16 protein-coding genes are annotated in these 17,544 nt (G+C 42.6%); 1 reads left to right on the plus strand and 15 read right to left on the minus strand.

What is annotated here, in order from left to right; all coding sequences use genetic code 11:
* Positions 1-142 precede the first annotated feature (142 nt).
* The 5 genes from JNG37_RS08095 to JNG37_RS08115 form a co-directional block, all read right to left on the minus strand.
* The gene (locus tag JNG37_RS08095; protein ID WP_158457414.1) at positions 143-1,045 is read right to left on the minus strand and encodes an ABC transporter permease; all 903 of its coding nucleotides are present in this window, start codon (positions 1,043-1,045) and stop codon (positions 143-145) included.
* Positions 1,046-1,056: 11 nt separating this feature from the next.
* Positions 1,057-2,013, minus strand: coding sequence for an oligopeptide ABC transporter permease (gene opp4B, locus JNG37_RS08100; protein WP_158457412.1), 957 nt, complete (start codon positions 2,011-2,013; stop codon positions 1,057-1,059).
* 2 nt (positions 2,014-2,015) lie between these two features.
* Complete coding sequence (locus JNG37_RS08105) at positions 2,016-2,957, minus strand: ATP-binding cassette domain-containing protein (RefSeq protein WP_158457410.1); 942 nt, start codon at positions 2,955-2,957, stop codon at positions 2,016-2,018.
* Between the two features lie 2 nt (positions 2,958-2,959).
* Entirely contained in the window at positions 2,960-3,958 is a 999-nt protein-coding gene (locus JNG37_RS08110) for an ABC transporter ATP-binding protein (RefSeq protein WP_158457408.1), read from the minus strand.
* A 253-nt stretch (positions 3,959-4,211) separates the two neighbouring features.
* The gene (locus tag JNG37_RS08115; protein ID WP_158457406.1) at positions 4,212-5,996 is read right to left on the minus strand and encodes an oligopeptide ABC transporter substrate-binding protein; all 1,785 of its coding nucleotides are present in this window, start codon (positions 5,994-5,996) and stop codon (positions 4,212-4,214) included.
* A 284-nt stretch (positions 5,997-6,280) separates the two neighbouring features.
* Here JNG37_RS08115 and pbp3 point away from each other — a divergent pair, with 284 nt between their 5' ends.
* Positions 6,281-7,528 (plus strand): D-alanyl-D-alanine carboxypeptidase PBP3, encoded by a 1,248-nt coding sequence (gene pbp3, locus JNG37_RS08120; RefSeq protein ID WP_187321643.1) that lies wholly within the window; start codon positions 6,281-6,283, stop codon positions 7,526-7,528.
* Between the two features lie 412 nt (positions 7,529-7,940).
* Here pbp3 and sufB read toward each other — a convergent pair whose 3' ends face one another.
* The 10 genes from sufB to JNG37_RS08170 form a co-directional block, all read right to left on the minus strand.
* The gene (gene sufB, locus JNG37_RS08125) at positions 7,941-9,356 is read right to left on the minus strand and encodes a Fe-S cluster assembly protein SufB (RefSeq protein ID WP_002938151.1); all 1,416 of its coding nucleotides are present in this window, start codon (positions 9,354-9,356) and stop codon (positions 7,941-7,943) included.
* Between the two features lie 247 nt (positions 9,357-9,603).
* Positions 9,604-10,044 carry a Fe-S cluster assembly sulfur transfer protein SufU gene (gene sufU / locus JNG37_RS08130; protein WP_158457404.1) on the minus strand — a complete coding sequence of 147 codons (441 nt, stop codon included), beginning with the start codon at positions 10,042-10,044 and terminating at the stop codon, positions 9,604-9,606.
* Positions 10,031-11,254 (minus strand): cysteine desulfurase, encoded by a 1,224-nt coding sequence (locus JNG37_RS08135; RefSeq protein WP_158457402.1) that lies wholly within the window; start codon positions 11,252-11,254, stop codon positions 10,031-10,033. Before JNG37_RS08135 ends, sufU begins: the two co-directional genes overlap by 14 nt.
* A 3-nt stretch (positions 11,255-11,257) precedes the next feature.
* Positions 11,258-12,520 carry a Fe-S cluster assembly protein SufD gene (sufD, locus tag JNG37_RS08140; RefSeq protein WP_158457400.1) on the minus strand — a complete coding sequence of 421 codons (1,263 nt, stop codon included), beginning with the start codon at positions 12,518-12,520 and terminating at the stop codon, positions 11,258-11,260.
* Between the two features lie 16 nt (positions 12,521-12,536).
* Complete coding sequence (gene sufC / locus JNG37_RS08145; RefSeq protein WP_158457398.1) at positions 12,537-13,310, minus strand: Fe-S cluster assembly ATPase SufC; 774 nt, start codon at positions 13,308-13,310, stop codon at positions 12,537-12,539.
* A 69-nt stretch (positions 13,311-13,379) separates the two neighbouring features.
* Positions 13,380-13,601: a competence regulator inhibitor paratox gene (locus JNG37_RS08150; RefSeq protein ID WP_158457396.1), complete on the minus strand. Its 222-nt coding sequence runs from the start codon at positions 13,599-13,601 to the stop codon at positions 13,380-13,382.
* 190 nt (positions 13,602-13,791) lie between these two features.
* Positions 13,792-15,204 carry a peptidoglycan amidohydrolase family protein gene (locus JNG37_RS08155; protein ID WP_158457394.1) on the minus strand — a complete coding sequence of 471 codons (1,413 nt, stop codon included), beginning with the start codon at positions 15,202-15,204 and terminating at the stop codon, positions 13,792-13,794.
* Between the two features lie 2 nt (positions 15,205-15,206).
* Positions 15,207-15,536: a phage holin gene (locus JNG37_RS08160; RefSeq protein ID WP_158457392.1), complete on the minus strand. Its 330-nt coding sequence runs from the start codon at positions 15,534-15,536 to the stop codon at positions 15,207-15,209.
* Between the two features lie 2 nt (positions 15,537-15,538).
* Positions 15,539-15,838, minus strand: a complete 300-nt coding sequence (locus tag JNG37_RS08165) for a hypothetical protein (RefSeq protein ID WP_014636661.1) — start codon at positions 15,836-15,838, stop codon at positions 15,539-15,541.
* Between the two features lie 14 nt (positions 15,839-15,852).
* Complete coding sequence (locus JNG37_RS08170) at positions 15,853-17,544, minus strand: SGNH/GDSL hydrolase family protein (RefSeq protein WP_158457390.1); 1,692 nt, start codon at positions 17,542-17,544, stop codon at positions 15,853-15,855.

Below are 17,544 nucleotides of genomic sequence, written 5' to 3' on the forward strand. Positions count from 1 at the left end.
TATTTCGTTTCTTCACTGTTAACTGATCGCTCGAGACAACTCCATTATTCTATCACCTTAACCTACCTTTGTCAATAGATTTTTGAAACTTTTTTCAAGAAAAATAATACAAAAAACAACTCCAAATGGAGTTGTTCTTATTTTATCCTAGACGTTGTTTTGCATCCGCAGCTCTTTGGAAAGCTTGACCAATGTAGTTAATACATAGCATCATGACAAGGATAAAAATTGCTGCTGGCAACCAAATCCATGTCTTGTTTTCCAAGACATCCGCATTTCTTGCATTTGAGATTAGTGTTCCCAAACTTGGAACAGTCGATGGAAGACCGAAACCAAGGTAGGTAAGTGATGTTTCAATACCAATGTTTCCTGCAAAGTTCAAGGTTAAGTTTACAATAATCAATGAACTGAGGTTTGGTAAAATCTCTCTGAACATAATCATGAAATCGCTCGTTCCAAGTGTTTTCGATGCGCTCACATAATCTAAACGTGATTCTGACAGGGTCCGTGTCCGGAACAAACGCGCTTTAAAGGTCCAGTAAAACACACTCATGATTGCCACAAAATGGAAAATTGTATAGTTTTTAATAACTGTTACAAAAACAATAATCATCATTAAGGTTGGCAAAATCATGATAAAGTCAACAACACGCATCAAGAAACCATCCAAGCGGCCTCCATAATAACCGGAAACAACCCCTAAGGATACACCAATAATACTTGTGATAATGGTTATAGAGAAGCCGATAATGATAGAGTTTCGAGCACCAATAATCAATTGACCAAAGATGTCTTTACCACCTTCATCTGTTCCTAGAATATGACCATCCACACCAGGTGGTAGGTAGCGTCCCATCAAGTTTACTTTCATCACTTCTTCTTGGTTCAAGAAAAGTGCTCCGATGAAAACCGTTAACAAGACAGTTACAAGGATAATCAATGACCCCAAGGCAACCTTATCTTTTAAGAATTCTCTTGAGATAACACGGAATCCTCCTGGAGGAGTTGAAGCCGTATTCGTTTGTTTTTTATTTTCTTTACTCACCTAACTCCTCCTTACTTCACACGAATCCGTGGGTCAACAATACTCATAATAATATCTGAGAGCAACGTACCCAAGAGTGTTGCAAAACCAAAAATCAAAATCAAGGCTAAGATAACACTATAATCACGACCAGAAAGTGAAGTGATAAAGAGTTGTCCCATTCCTGGATAGGTAAAGATTGATTCTACAAAGACAGCACCACTAATCAAACCTGTCAATTCATAACCCAAGAATGAGGCAATTGGCAAGATAGAGTTACGGAAGATGTGGCGGTTATAAACAACTTTTTCTGGAACACCTTTTGCACGAGCAGTACGTACATAGTCTTGCCCTTTGGCATCAATCACCCCAGTACGGAGGTACTGAATGGTACCCGTAGTTGACAAGATAGCCATCGTTAGGGCTGGCAGAATCATATGATGCAAGCGACTGAAAATTAGCGCAATTCCTTCAACACCAGAACCAACGGATCCACGAGTTGGGAACCACCCCAATCCAAAACCAAACATCCAGAGCAAAAGAATTGCAAAGATGAAGATTGGAGTTGAGAAGGTCAGGAAGTTATAAACAACAATGATACGATCAGCAAGAGAGTTTTGATAACGTCCCGCAATCATCCCCAAAGGTAGGGCAATGGCATAGGTCAAAACCATGGTCAAGAGTGACAACCAAATTGTGTTGTTCATCCGTTCCATGATAATGCTCAAGACAGGTTGTTTAAAGACAAAACTTTGACCGAAGTCCCCTTGCAAAAGATTTCCAATCCAACGGAAATATTGAATATGAATCGGATCATAGTAACCTGCTGCAATACGTTTTTGTTCGATAATAGCTGGGTCAATAGATGGGTCGATCATACCAGTGAATGGATCCCCAGGCATCAACTTAGCAAAAGCAAAGGCGATAATACTAAGAATGATAATTTGAGGAATCATCATCAGCAGACGACGTAAAATAGTTTTCCACATACTTAGTTACCTCCTTCCTTTGGCATTGCTACGCTATGTGATGGCGAAATTGCTTGCAAATCAAATACACGACCATTTTCGTCATAGTAGAACACCTGTTTATCCTGGTATTCTTTTTCTGCAGCCAATCGCTTCTCCTTATTCTTCACACGGTTAACAGGGTCAATAACAGGAATCGCAGATAGTAGACGCTTGGTATAGATGTGTTGCGGATTAGTATAGATATCTTTTTTATTACCACTTTCCACAAAACGACCACGATACATAATGAACAATTCATCACACATGTGTTGAACAACACCAAGGTCATGCGAAATAAAGAGATAACTCAATTTATATTCTTCTTGAATTCGTTTCATGTAGTTCAAAACTTGGGCCTGAACTGATAAGTCCAAAGCTGAAACTGGTTCGTCAGCAATAATCAAGCGTGGGTTACTTGCAAGCGCACGAGCAACTCCGATACGTTGACGTTGACCACCTGAGAATTCATGTGGATACTTAATCAAGGCTTCTTCGTTCAAGCCGATGATATCCAGCAATTCAAGCACACGCTTCTTCTCCTCATCTGGAGACATGCGGTCAAAGTTGCGGATTGGCTCAGCAATAATGTCCAAAATCCGCTTCTTAGGGTTAAAACTTGACAATGAATCCTGGAAGATCATTTGCACATCACGGTTAAAGTTTCCTTTTTTACTGCGTAATTTGTTGGTCACATTTTGCCCTTCGTAAAAGATCTGACCTGATGTAGCACGTTCCAAACCAATGATGGCTTTACCAATCGTTGATTTACCAGAACCTGATTCACCAACAAGTCCATAGGTCTTACCTTCTTCGAATTCAATATTGACACCATCCACAGCGTAAACATGATCTGTGACACGGTTAAAGAAGCCACTACGAATTGGGTAATGAACTTTTAAATCTTTGACTTCAATAAATCCCATTCTTAAGCCTCCTCTTCAAAGTAGAATGTTTCGTGACAGGTACAACGTACAAAATGGTTTGGTGCAATTTCGTGCATGGTTGGGTTGTCTTCATGGGCTGCTGCTTCAATCCAAGGAATACGTGGTGCAAAGCGACAACCATTACGAATCATCTTGGTAATTGGCGGAACGATCCCTTCGATAACATGAAGATCTCCACCTTCTCCTTCTGATTGTGGATTTGATTTCAATAGAGAACGAGTGTAAGGATGTTTTGGATTTGTAAAGAGCTCTTCAACAGGTGCTACCTCTACAAATTGTCCACCATACATAACAGCTACACGATCAGCAGTCTCAGCTACGACACCAAGGTCATGCGTAATGAGAATAATGCCAGAATTAGTTTCTGCTTGAATGTCGTTCAAAAGGTCCAAAATCTGCGCTTGAATGGTTACGTCCAAGGCTGTTGTTGGTTCATCAGCGATGATAATTGGTGGTTTACATGAAAGAGCAATCGCAATAATGATACGCTGACGCATACCACCTGACAATTCATGTGGATATTGTTTGAAGGTACGTTTTGGGTTTGGAATACCTACTTGTGCCAGCAATTCCAAGACACGTTCTGTTCGCTCGGAAGCTGTCAAGTTTGTATGATAAACCAAGGCTTCATCAATCTGTGCACCAATTGTCATCAATGGGTTGAGGGATGCCAATGGATCTTGGAAAATCATACCGATATCATTTCCACGAATAGTGTTGTATTTGTCTTCTGACAAACCAACCAATTCTTTGTTATCGTACTGAATACTGCCCTCAATTTTTGTATTCAAGGGATTGTGCAAACCCATGATGGTTGTTGCCAAGGTTGACTTACCACATCCAGATTCACCTACGATTGCCAAAATTTCATTTTTTTGCAATTCCATCGATACACCGTCAACGGCATCAAAAAACTCGTCGCCAATTCGGAATCCGACGTGCAAATCTTTAATTTCTAAAAGCGGTTTTTCCTTACTCACGCTTTTCCTCCTTTTATCGTCAGCTAGTACGTAAAACGCCCTGCTCAGGATTCAAATTTCCATTCTTATTAAAATAGAATATTGCTATTAGTCTATCACAATTCTGAGGTTTGCGCTAGCTATTTTAATAAAAACAAACAGTTTGAATGACAGTGTTTTTGACCAACTATTCATTCTTTGTCCGGTATTTCCCAATACCAACTCGAAAAAAGCCAACTCTCGTTGGCTTTTTCTCAGAGTTAGTAGCAAAATATTATTCTGCAACGACACCTTTATCAGCGATCAATTCAATGTTTTCCCATCCTGATTTTGAAGCTGATCCGTAGAGACGGTCGTAGTATTTCACACGTTTGTTAACCGCAGTCAATACTTCTGATTCAAATGTAGGGATGACGAATGCTTGTTCGAAAGCATATGTTTGCCATGCTTTATAGTTTTCAAGGTTAGTCGCTTCATCAAATGAATCTACTGAAGAAATTGCTTCCAATAATTTAGTGTTTTCATCTGATACAAAGTGGCTGAAGTTGAACTTTGCATCTGCACCATACAAGCCAGTTGGGTTTGGATCGTAACCAGTTGACCATCCACCTGCGTAAACATCAATGTTTTGGTCGCTTGCTTGAAGCATATCGTAGAATGAGTTCAACTCGATTGTACGACCTGTGTACAATTCAACATTCAAACCAACTTCTTTCCACCATGCGAGGTATTGTTGTACCAAAGTTTCGTTTGCTTCTGTACGTTGACGAGCTGCAAAGGTAATCTTGAATTCTTTACCATCTTTACCTTCACGGATACCATCACCATCTACGTCTTTATAGCCTGCCTCATCAAGCAATTTATTTGCTTTATCTGGGTCGTAAGTGTAGCCTGCCAATTCTGAATCGTGGATATCGCCGAAGAAGGAGATGATCAATGACTTCGCTGGCTTGTAGAGACCGTTGTAAAGGCTCTCACCTGCTGTCTTAGTATCCAATGCGTAACCCATAGCTTGACGAAGTTTCACATCGTTCATCTTCGCATTTTCGTTCATAACGTTTGTACCAGCTTCAGTATCGTATTTACCAAGGTTGAAACCGATGTACTCGTAGTTAGAACCGATTGCACCTGTCAAAGTGATGTTTGAGAAGTCTTTGTAAGAATCCAATTGATCACTTGGCATATCTGCGATATCGTAGTTACCAGCTTTCATTTCTGATACGATTGTATCTGGAGAAACGATATCCATCTTCACAGTATCAACTTTTGGCTGACCTTTGAAGTAGTTAGGGTTTGCTGCAAAGGTTACTGACTCACCACTTACCATTTCTTTAACAGTGAATGGACCCATACCTACGTGCTTAGCAGTACGAGAGTATTCGCTCTTTTCCCAATCCGCAACAGGAATATCTTTGTAGATGTGCTCCGGCAAGATGTGAGCTGGAACAGCGCCACCTGCGTACATCATAGAAGGTGTCATTTTCTTCATTGTCAAGACAACAGTGTAGTCATCGACTTTCTTGATACCTGAGATATCAGTAGCAGTTCCTGCTACAAACTCTTCCATACCTTCGATGTTTGTGTAAGTATCATCGAAACGAACGCCTGTGTAACCTTTGTCTGCCATCGCTTTGATAGTAAAGATATAGTCATCGATTGTGAAGGCTTCACCATCTGACCACTTGTAATCTTTACCTGTCAATGTTACAGTCACAGTTTTGTTTTCTGTATCGAATTCTGGTTTTGCAAGACCTGAATCATCCAATTTACGGTTTCCATCATAGCCAAAAATTGAAGAGTCAACCATGGCACCAAAAGTGCTATCAACTGTATTGTCAGTCAACTCATCAATCAACAAACCTGTTGATGGTGATGGTGAAACAATCGCATAGTTCAATTGTCCGCCTTTAATTGCAGTACCTTCGTTGGATACTTCAGTTGGGAAAGTTGTATTTTGTGTAGCTGTTTTTGAACTTGAGCTCGAACCACATGCTGCAAGGACAGAAGCTGACAAAATCGACACACCAGCTAAGGCAAGAAGTTTACTTGACTTTTTCATAAAACACCTCTGTTTTTCTTTTTCATTTATTAACAGTATACTAACTGTTTATAAAAAACATTCTACCATAAAGTTTTCTTAAAGAAAACCTTTTTGTCAGAAAATTTCGTAAAAATCTATACTTTCACAATTTTCTAATTATTTACACTAAATTTTCATTTTTTTGCAAAAGTTTCATTTTATTTTTCTTATTTATATTCTATTGTTTTTTTACAGCACGATTTATCTAGAATTATCCTCTCTTTCAGTTCATGCTTTACTGTCTTTTGTGTTATAATGTCGGTATGATTAAATTACTACGTTATATCATGTTCTTCAGTCTTTTCTTTGTTGCCGTGTTACCATCCACTGTTCATGCTGAAGAATACCAAGCTGCAGCAGATCACGCACTTGCTTTTGAGGTTTCAACAGGAAAGATCCTCTATTCAAAAGATCCTGATACAAAAACCAAGGTCGCTTCTGTTAGCAAATTGCTATCCATTTATTTGTTTTACCAAGCTATTGAAAACGGGACCTTGTCCATGGATACTCAAATAACCATCTCAGACTATCCTTACTCTCTAACAGTTGATAGCGCCGTTAGCAATGTTAATTTAGATGCTCGTCAATACAGTGTTCAGGACCTCTTACACGCTGTGATTATCTCCTCAGCCAATAGCGCTACTATTGCCCTTGCTGAAGCTGTTGCAGGTAGCGAGCCCGCCTTTGTCGACTTAATGAAGAAACAGCTTGAAGAGTGGGGATTTAGCGACTTTACCTTAGTTAACGCAACTGGGCTAAGCAACTCGTTTCTAGGTGACAACATTTATCCAGGTTCTAGCACAGATGATGAAAATATGTTATCTGCAACAACTGTAGCCTATATTGCTCGACGTTTACTCTTGGACTATCCACAAGTTTTAGATATTAGTTCACAAGCAACTTACCTCTTTGGTGGATATTACTATGCTTCGACCAATGCCATGCTTGAAGGAGGCACTTATGCTCGCACTGGCGTAGATGGACTAAAAACTGGCATGTCAGATACAGCTGGGGCAAGTTTCGTTGCCACTACTATGGAAAATGACATGCGTATTGTCACCGTGCTTCTAAACGCAACCGATGGTGTCGAGAATCCCGATAACCGATTTGTCGCCACCAACGACTTAATGAATTATGTATATCAGTACTTTACCTTAAAAACACTCGTTGCTCAAGGCCAGGCTTATCAGTCTAGTTCTGTTGCTATTTTTAACGGACAGAAAGATAGCATTGGAGCTGTCGCAGCTAGCGATTTACACTACGTCTTACGTCTCAAAAACACCGAGCCTGTGACTGCTTCTTTCATTCCTTCTGCTTCTGTCTTTGCTGCACCAATTGAAAAAGGCAGCACAGTAGGGCAACTACAACTGACAGATGCTGACTTCATCGGCAATGGCTATATAGGTGATCAACCTACCATCACAATGGTCGCAAAATCAACTGCTAAAGAAGCAAGCTGGCCCGTTTCCTGGTGGAACCATTTTGTCCGCTATGTGAATGAAAATTTATAAATTAGCTTTTAATTTAATATAGAAGAAAAAGAACACAGATTCCTTTCAGAGTCTGTGTTCTTTTATTTAGGATTCTTTGCAGTGGTTTGGGGAGAATCCCTTGCTACACATCGTTTTCTGACAGAAAACGACGAGCGTGGAAGGCACGGAATTGTGACAAGGTTATTAAGATTACAAAGAGGAGCGACTACCGTCGCTCCTTATTTCCCACCTCGGTTGGAGAGTAAGTTGGTGAGAGTTCCTGCGGAACTCCTTATTACATATCGTTTTCTTACAGAAAACGACGAGCGTGGAAGGCATGGAATTTTTATAAGATTACAAAGAAGAGCGACTGCCGTCGCTCCCTATCTCCCACCTCGGTTGGAGATTTTTTGGCCTTTAGCAAACTCATGTTTGCTAAATTGCCAAAAATCTAACCAACCGACCCCTCCATTTCATAGGCAATCAGTCTGTTGAGTTCGACTGCGTATTCCATTGGGAGTTCTTTGGTGAATGGTTCGACAAAGCCCATGACAATCATCTCTGTGGCTTCGGATTCGGATAGGCCTCGGCTCATGAGGTAGTAGAGCTGTTCTTCTGAGATTTTGGATACTTTGGCTTCGTGTTCGAGAGCCACTTGTGAGTTGTGAATTTCATTAAATGGAATGGTATCTGATTTGGAGATATCATCCATGATAATGGTGTCACACTCGATGTGGCTGATTGACTTGGCTGAGTTTTTAGCAAAAGTTACTTGACCGCGGTAGTTAACTTCTCCACCGCCACGGGCAATGGATTTGGATACGATAGAAGATGAGGTCCGTGGTGCATTGTGGATCATCTTGGCACCGGTATCTTGGACCTGACCCTTGTTGGCAAAGGCAATGGACAGCATAGTTCCACGAGCTCCTTCGCCTTCCAGATAAACCGCAGGGTATTTCATGGTCGTCTTAGCACCAAGGTTTCCGTCAATCCACTCAACTGTAGCATTTTTCTCAGCACGGGCACGCTTGGTTACTAGGTTATAAACATTATCTGACCAGTTTTGAATAGTCGTATAACGCATATAGGCACCTTCGTGGGCAATGATTTCCACAATAGCAGCGTGGAGGCTGGCAGTTGAGTAAGTCGGAGCGGTACAGCCTTCTACGTAGTGAACACTTGCTCCCTCATCCACGATAATGAGGGTGCGTTCAAACTGACCTGTTCCTTCATTGTTGATACGAAAATAGGTTTGGAGCGGAATATCCAATTTAACACCCTTTGGTACATAGATGAAGGTCCCACCTGACCAAACCGCTGAGTTGAGGGCAGCTAGTTTATTATCTGACGGCGGAACGAGTTTTCCAAAGTATTTTTTGAAGAGTTCTGGATGTTCCTTGAGAGCCGTGTCGGTATCTGTAAAGATAATACCGTGCTTGTCGTACTCTTCCTTCATGTTGTGGTAAACCACTTCTGATTCGTACTGGGCAGAAGCTCCTGCCAGATAAGCACGCTCAGCTTCTGGAATACCGATACGTTCAAAGGTTTCCTTGATTTTGTCTGGTACATCATCCCAGCTACGTGCTGGCTTATCCGATGGTTTTTGATAGTAAACAATATCATCAAAATCCAGTTCAGACAAGTCGGCTCCCCAGGTCTGCATAGGCATTTTCTTAAAGGTTTCGTAGGATTTCAAACGGAATTCCAGCATCCATTCAGGCTCGCCTTTGATACGGGACATTTCACGAATGACTTCTTCGTTCAAACCCTTACCAGTCGAAGCCACCAGTTCCACGTTCTCGTCATGGAAACCGAATTTGTATTCCCCAAGATCAATCGGGGTTGGTTCAATTCTTTCTTCTGACATAATATACGATACTAAGCCCAAAAAGTATGAAAATAACAGTTACGCTCTCTTAAATACTTGCTGGGCGAGTTCAATTTCATTTCCAATCAGAAACTGAACAATCCTTTCTGTATGATTTTCGTTTTTTGTTTATTTATAGTCTTTTAGTTTACTTTTAGTACTAGGCAACGAGCTGCAGACAGTACTGGAGTACGGCAAAGCGAGTTAACGAAGTAATAAAAGAAAAACTAAATGACTATATTGGTGCTCAGTCAGCACTTTCACTCCGTTCGATTGTCTTCTTTAGGGCATTCCATGGAAGTGTAGCACACTTGATGCGTTGGGGGAATTTGGCAACGCCTGCGAGAAGGGAGGCGTCTCCCAGTTCCTTCTGACGTGTGTCTTCTTGCCCTTGGACCATTTGTGAGAAGATTTCCGCCAGCTCTTGAATCTGACTGATTTCTTTTCCGAGCACTGCCTCGGTCATCATAGAAGCTGATGCGGTTGAAATGGTGCACCCAACTCCGTCAAAAGCAATATCGGTAATCACATCTTTTTCAATCTTAACTGATAGTTCAATCACATCGCCGCAGGTTGGGTTGTGGAGTTCTAACTTTTCCACTCCGTCCAAACTTCCGCGGTGACGAGGCGACTTGGAGTGTTCAGACACAACTGCCATATAAAGAGAATCTAATCTAGATAGGGCCATTGAAAAACTCCTTTGTCTTGATGATTGCTTCAACCAACTTATCACAGTCGGCCTTGGTATTGTAGATGTAAAAACTTGCTCGCACGGTGGCTGGCACCTGCAAGTACCTGAGAAGCGGTTGGGCACAATGGTGGCCAGCCCGCACAGCAACACCTTCATAGTCCAGAGCAGTTGCCACGTCGTGTGGATGCAAGTCGTCCAAGTTAAAGGCGATAACTCCCGTCCGCTTGGACAGGTCCTGACTGCCATAAATGGTCAAGCCTGGAATAGCCTGCAATTTTGGAAAGACATAGTCAACCAGTTCCGCCTCGTGGGCCTGGATAGCGTCCATGCCAATTTCCGTTAGGTAATCAATGGCTGCTCCCAGCCCAATCACACCTGCAATATTGGGCGTTCCTGCCTCAAACTTCCAAGGTAATTCCTTCCAAGTGGCTGACTGCTCATAGACAAAGTCAATCATCTCACCACCGAATTCAACAGGCGACATGAGATTGAGCAATTCTTCCTTGCCGTAGAGAACGCCGATTCCTGTTGGACCTAACATCTTATGACCTGAAAAGGCATAGAAGTCCACGTCTAATTCTTGCACCTTGACGGTCATGTGGGGAACTGACTGGGCTCCGTCCACCACCAAGTAGGCACCGACCTGATGCACCAGCTCTGCTATTTCTCCAATAGGAGCCACGCCACCTAGGACATTGGATACGTGGGCTAGGGAGACAAACTTGGTCTTAGAGGACAGTAGCGACCGTAGGTGGTCCATGTCCAGCTCGCCGTCTTTTAGGGTCACATAGCGGAGCTTAGCACCTGTTTGCTGACAGGCTTGCTGCCAAGGGATGATATTGGAGTGGTGCTCTTGAACTGAGATTATAACTTCCTGATCTGGCTGGAGAATTTCTCTGGCAAACTGAGCCACCCAGTTAAGACTGGTGGTCGTTCCTCTGGTGAAGAGGATTTCCTTGCTAGACTTGGCCTGGATAAAATCTGCCACCTTCTGCCGAGCCGCTTCATAGCGAGCCGTTGCCCGTTCCGACAGGGTGTGAACGCCACGATGAACATTGGCATTATCCTTCTGGTAATAATCCGCTAGCACATCTAGTACCTGCTGCGGTTTTTGAGTGGTCGCCGCATTGTCCAAATAGACCAGCGGCTCATCGTTAACAACTTGGTCTAGGATTGAAAAATCCTTGCGAATGCGCTCCAAATCCATATCTTATCTCTTTGTTAGTTTTTCTTCAATCACGGCAATCAGTTGGTCACGAACTTCCTTGACAGGAATTTCGGTAATGACTGCGCCAAGGAAACCGCGAACAACCAAGCGTTCAGCAGTTGCTCGGTCCAGACCACGACTCATGAGGTAGTACATGTCTTCTGGATCTACCTGACCGATTGAGGCTGCGTGTCCAGCTGTGACCTCATTCTCATCGATAAGGAGAATTGGGTTGGCATCGGAGCGAGCCTTGTCAGACAGCATGAGGACACGGCTTTCTTGCTGGGCATCTGCACCTTTAGCACCACGAACAATGTGTCCGATACCATTGAAGGTCAAGGTTCCGCTCTCTAAGATAACCCCATGTTGCAGGATGTGTCCAACCGAATTATGACCGTAGTTGGTCACGCGCGTATCCACACCTTGTACCTGACGACCAGATGAAAGGCCGACAACTTTGAGGTTGGCATGGCTGCCGTTTCCTTTTAATTCACTGTCCAAATCGGCAACCACATTTCCTTCGTTGAGCAGACCAATCGCCCAGTCAATCGTTGCATCGTTTCCGAGATAGCCACGACGATTGAGGTAGGTATCCAAATGCTTACCAAGGCGGTCAATGGCCGCAAACTTGATTTGGCTACCAGCAAGAGCAATTACTTCTACAACAATATTGGCTGAAGTTGCCACTGCTCCGTCACCCAGACTTTCAAAACGCTCCAGGTAATTAAGCTTGGCATTTTTTCCAGCGATGATGAGGACACGTTTGTTAAAGGCAACTGGACTAGTGCTGTCTTGGTAGAAAAGGGCCTCAACTGGCTGGTCGATTTCAACATTATCTGGTACGTAGAGGACAGCTGTTGCGTTAAAATAAGCTGTGTTGTAAGCCGCTAACTTGTGCTCATCGTAGGCTACGGCAGCGCCGATGTATTTTTCAAGTACATCTGGAATGATGTCCATAGCCGATGCGAAGTCTGTAAAGACTACACCCTTCTCTACAAGGTCAACCGGCAACTGCTCTAGAACAGTTTGGCTGCCAACCTGTACCAACATAGGATTGTCACCGATAGCTGTAAAATCAGGAACAGCACCGATTTCATCATTTGTGGCTAGGCTTCCGTCACCTAAATTCCAGCGGTGAAACTTGACTCGCTCAATAACCGGCAAGTCCAGCTCTGCTATTTTGTCAAAAGCCTTAAGACGCAGGTCTGTCAACCAAGTTGGTTCTGCCTGCAAGGCTGAAAATTCTTGAATTTTTTCTTTGGTCATAGCTTCCTCCAAAGACTTAAATGTCATCTTCTTTGTAGTCAATGCCGAGCTCAGCTGCAACTTGGACATAGCCTTCTTTTTCCAAGCGTCGTGCCAATTCTGGTCCGCCTGAAAGCACGACACGGCCTTCCATCATGACATGGACAACGTCAGGCGTGATGTAGTTGAGCAAGCGTTGGTAGTGAGTGATAATCATGGCACCGAAGCCTTCACCACGCATAGCATTGATTCCTTTTGACACGACTTTAAGCGCATCGATGTCCAAACCTGAGTCAATCTCATCAAGAAGGGCAAAGGTTGGCTCCAACATGAGCAGTTGCAAAATCTCATTGCGTTTTTTCTCACCACCTGAGAAACCTTCGTTGAGGTAACGTTCTGCCATTTCCTCTTTCATGTTGAGGAGTTCCATTTTTTCATCTAACTTGGTAATGAAATCACGCACAGAAATCTTGTCTTCATCTTCCTTACCAGCATTCATAGCAGCACGGAGGAATTCGGCGTTGGTGATCCCTGGAATTTCAGACGGGTATTGCATAGCCAAGAAAAGTCCCATGCGGGCACGTTCATCGACTTCTAATTCTAAAATATTGACACCATCAAAAAGAATCTCACCTTGGGTCACTTCATAACTTGGATTGCCCATGATAGCTGCTGAAAGGGTGGATTTCCCTGTTCCATTCGGTCCCATGATGGCTGCAATTTCACCTGTTTTAAGGGTCAAATTCACACCCTTCAAGATTTCTTTGCCTTCAATTTCCACATGAAGGTCTTTGATTTCTAATACTGACATGTCGGTCTCCTTTATTTATTATCTTTCTAATTATACCAAAAAAAGGAGAAAGCCTCTACAAAAGGGATTCTAACCCCTCTCCCCGACTATTCCCCGACCTCTGGACAAGGTCTTTTTTAATTCCCTCATCACATCCACCAACTTCTCCTCGCTTACCACTTCCCACGGTCTGACTTCTTCCCCTGGCAACACAAAATCGAATATTTCACCATCACGACGAACGATCGTTACTGTTTCGCTAAACCACCCGTTTTTAATTGCTTCTTCGAAAATTACTTGTACTTCTGTCATTTTTTGTCCTCCCATCTATTAATTCGCAAAAAGTTTGTTTTTTTGAATTAAAATCGAAAATAATATCTAAAAATCTGTATTTTTACTGTTTCCTACTGTTTTCTACTGTATCTTGAGCTAACTTGAGATTATCTTGAGCACGAAAAAAAGCCCCTAGGTTGTTACACCTAAGGGCTTTCTGTGTCTTATCTTAAACTGGTTTTTTTGAAAGTGTGTAGGTAACACCATTGATAGAAATTTCAATCCCCTCAATGTTGACCTCAATCTTGTCTGTGCTACCGACATCTGTGACGGTAGCAGTATCATACTTGGCCAATGAACCGTTCTCTTGCTCGATTGCTTTCAGACGGCTTGACGCCCCGACAATATAGCTGTCAAATCCGCTAGCAGCATAATCATAGACTGCACCACCAACTTTAAACATTCCTTTGACTGCTTCTGAGAAAGTCTTAGCTCCTGATACTTTGTAAGAGCCACCAGCTCTAAGCAAATAGAACCAGTCTGTAAGAAAGTCATCTACAGAGGCATAGTGCATATAGTGACCACCTTCATTTGATGGACGGGCAGAGCCTTGTGTGACCGTAACACCACTTGGACGGTTGCCTTGGCCTGTCCAGGTCATGCCACCCCAATTGTTGTCGGCTTTACCAACTGCAGATGTGCCCCATAGGCCCTCATAGTGCAAAATGGTCAGGGCATAACTTGGCAAGATATCATACTTTTTGCAGTTAGCCAGAATCTTATCTAGCACAGCTTTTTTCAAGATAGCACCATTGAAAGATAGGTCTCCTTCTTCTTTGCTTTCTGTGGTTTGTTTAGTTGGTTCAGATTGGCTTGTTTTGGATTCCGTGGCCTGTTTTACCTCTGGACTCTTTGACGGCTCTGAGGGCTGTTTTATGAGCAATTCAGACACACGTTTTTGGACTGCGTCATAGTCAGGGCCGAGGGATTTTTTACGGTCTTCACCGTTGCCATGTTTCCCCTGGATCACCTCTTGAGCCAGTTGGTCAATAGTCTTTTTAGGTACCGTAGCTTTGCCATTGATGACTGCCATGACAGCCTCATATTGATTACCAAGAGCTGCTTTCCGCTGATCTCCGTTTCCGTATTTTCCAGCAAGAGTCTCTTTGACCAATGTATCAAGAGTTTTTCCTGATGTTGAGGGTGTACTTTGGTTAGCCAAGCGGTAAACATAGCAATACATCCAGCCACTAGCTGCCGCTGTCTGATTGTAGTTGTTAATGGTGATGCTGTTGTTAGCGTAGTTACAATGAATGATATTGTCAGGGTCAATAAAAATACCAGTATGACCACCAGCACCAGCTGACTGTCCACGTTTGCCCCAAATAAAAATATCCCCACGCTTAGCGTCCCAGTCCTGATTTTCAGCAATCAACTTGTAGCCATTCTTGATGAGCCAATCATGCTCATATTCAGTATTGACCGTCCAACCTGCTGAGATAGCTCCAGCGGACATAAGCGCATAGTAAACCGAGCTAGAACAGTCAAAAGAGTTCGGACCGTTCCGATAATCCATTGAGTAGGTCACACGACCCTTGCGATCACTCATCCAACGTATAGCAGTTTCAATATTCACTCCCATAGTTACTCCTTCCATGCATCATTCATTTGCTTAACGGCCGCTTCAATAAATGTTTCCAACTGCGTGTCTGTCATATAGATGTTGTACTTTGCTAACTGACCTGTCACACGTCGCTTAGCCATATCTAGCTTATCAACATGGTTATCCTGGTCTAGTTTAGTAATTTGTTCAACCGCATTAACCGCATTACGTGCCAAAATCTCAGTGATTTCAATGGCTCGCTTACCTCCTTTGGTCAACAGATACTTCTTGATCTCATGGACAATCATTCCGGCTACAATAGCTAGGATTCCTGTTGCTGATCCAATCATAAGTTCAGTAAGTTGATTCATGGTCATTCTCCTTTTTCAATTTTTTCAATACGGTCACTCATCAGTGACACTTCACCCTTTAGCCCACCAATTTCACGGGCCATAGCTCCCATTTCTGCGGTAGTTTTTTCAAGATGGTTCATCAAGCGGTCTTCCCGCTTATTGCTTTCTTCCTTAGCCTGTTCATGAAAATCCATGAGCTTAGCTTCTCGCTTGTCTGATGTCTTAATCAGATAGCGGATAACGAAGCCGAATAATAAAATAAACAAAATAGCCCAAGCAACTTGGCTTTGAGCTATTCTTTCTGCGTGTTCGATTGGCAATGATTGATACCTCCTTAATCGTATTCCAATAGCGGACGCATTTTGTCCAAGATGATTGGATACATCTTTTTGTTCCCTTCTGCAGTTGGGTGTAAACCGTCACCGATGAATTTTGTTCGGACCGTTTCAATAACTGGGTTCAATCCAGAATCGTTGTGTAAATCAACGCACGGCACAGCATAAAGGTCAGAAACTTCTTTGACAGCTCGAACATAATCCTGCAAAAGATTTCCTTTATTGTTCGGTGTAGTCTGTGCATTAACCCAAACACTGCCACCGCCACGGTAATAGCGTTTCAATGGAGTCATGGTCATGACCTTAGCATTTGGACGATTGATGGCAAGCCACTCTAAAATGTGCTTGTATGCACCGTAGAATGTGCTTATTCCAGTGTCTGAAATAGTACCAAGCGTCGCATTATTTCCCCAGTCATTTGTACCACCAAAAATAACAACAACATCTGCATCTGACGGGATTGTGTCTAAACGATTGACAAAAGGCTGGAGCTGGTCAGTCACATAACTAGATGTACAAACTGACGTTCCCCCAATCCCAAGGTTGACTACAGTTGACTCAATGCCATTATTTTTGCACCATTGGTCAATGTAGCGGTGCCATTGCCATCCACCTGCATTGACCCCCTCAGTTATTGAATCACCTAGGCAAGCTATTTTTTTGATACGCATATTGAGTGTAGTAGTATTTAGATGCACATAACCTCTACCTAAATGATAATATCCAACAACATTTATCAAATCCTGGCGATTAGCAGCGCCTGTTTCAAACTTGTTATTAGCAGTATTGAATAGGATGTAGCCTGCTGATCCGCTTAATTGCAATTCTTGCGCTTGAACCCAATTCTCTTTGGAACCCATGATTACATTTGTCTGTGGGAATTTTAATACATTGCGCTTACTGTCGAATACAATATTGGCATTATTAGTAAATAGAGAATACTGACTGAAAGGAATCACTTCACGGTTTGTCAACGCTTGTAAGTTGTCAATGGAGTACATCCCATTAAAAGTAATTTTTGGGGATGTTGTATCTGGGTTAAAGATTGCACCTACAATAATATCGGTAGCTGTCGGATTTCCTGCTGATTTAATCCGTTTTGTTGTCGTATCAATGACAATCCAGGCTGATGACGTCGGATATGGCACTGATTCTTTCACTATTGCATATACTTGACCTTGAACAAGATAGGTATTATTCCCTGTAATCTCAATTATCTTGCTTGAATTGTTGAAATTGATAGGTTTATCCCCGGCAACAAAAGCAAAAGTGTCATAAGGACTCACTGCGCTAGACTGGTAGATACCGCCTGCAACCCAATCAGAACCGTTCCAGTAATTCCAATTTTTGTTGTCGGTTGTGATATATGTGCCTGTATCTCCATTTGGTTTGGCTTGACGTAATGCTGCAATATTAGCGAATGTTCCCTTTGGACTAGCCGATGCCATGTTTTGCAACATTTGCTTGATTTCACTTTCATCGGATTTTGAAGATAGTTTGGCATGAATGTTTTTCAAATGGTCTGCGAGTGTTCCAAACTCCCCCCTCGCTTTCGCCACTTCCATGTCCGTATTACCGTGTTCCACTGTTGCATCTTCGTAGACTTGTTGAATGCCGTCGTGGATAGCTTGTCGGACATCTCGGCCAAAGACGCCTTCCTTGATTACTTTTAAGTGGTTATCAATTCCCAT

The organism is Streptococcus suis, assembly GCF_016775005.1.
Classification (GTDB): Bacteria; Bacillota; Bacilli; order Lactobacillales; family Streptococcaceae; genus Streptococcus; species Streptococcus suivaginalis.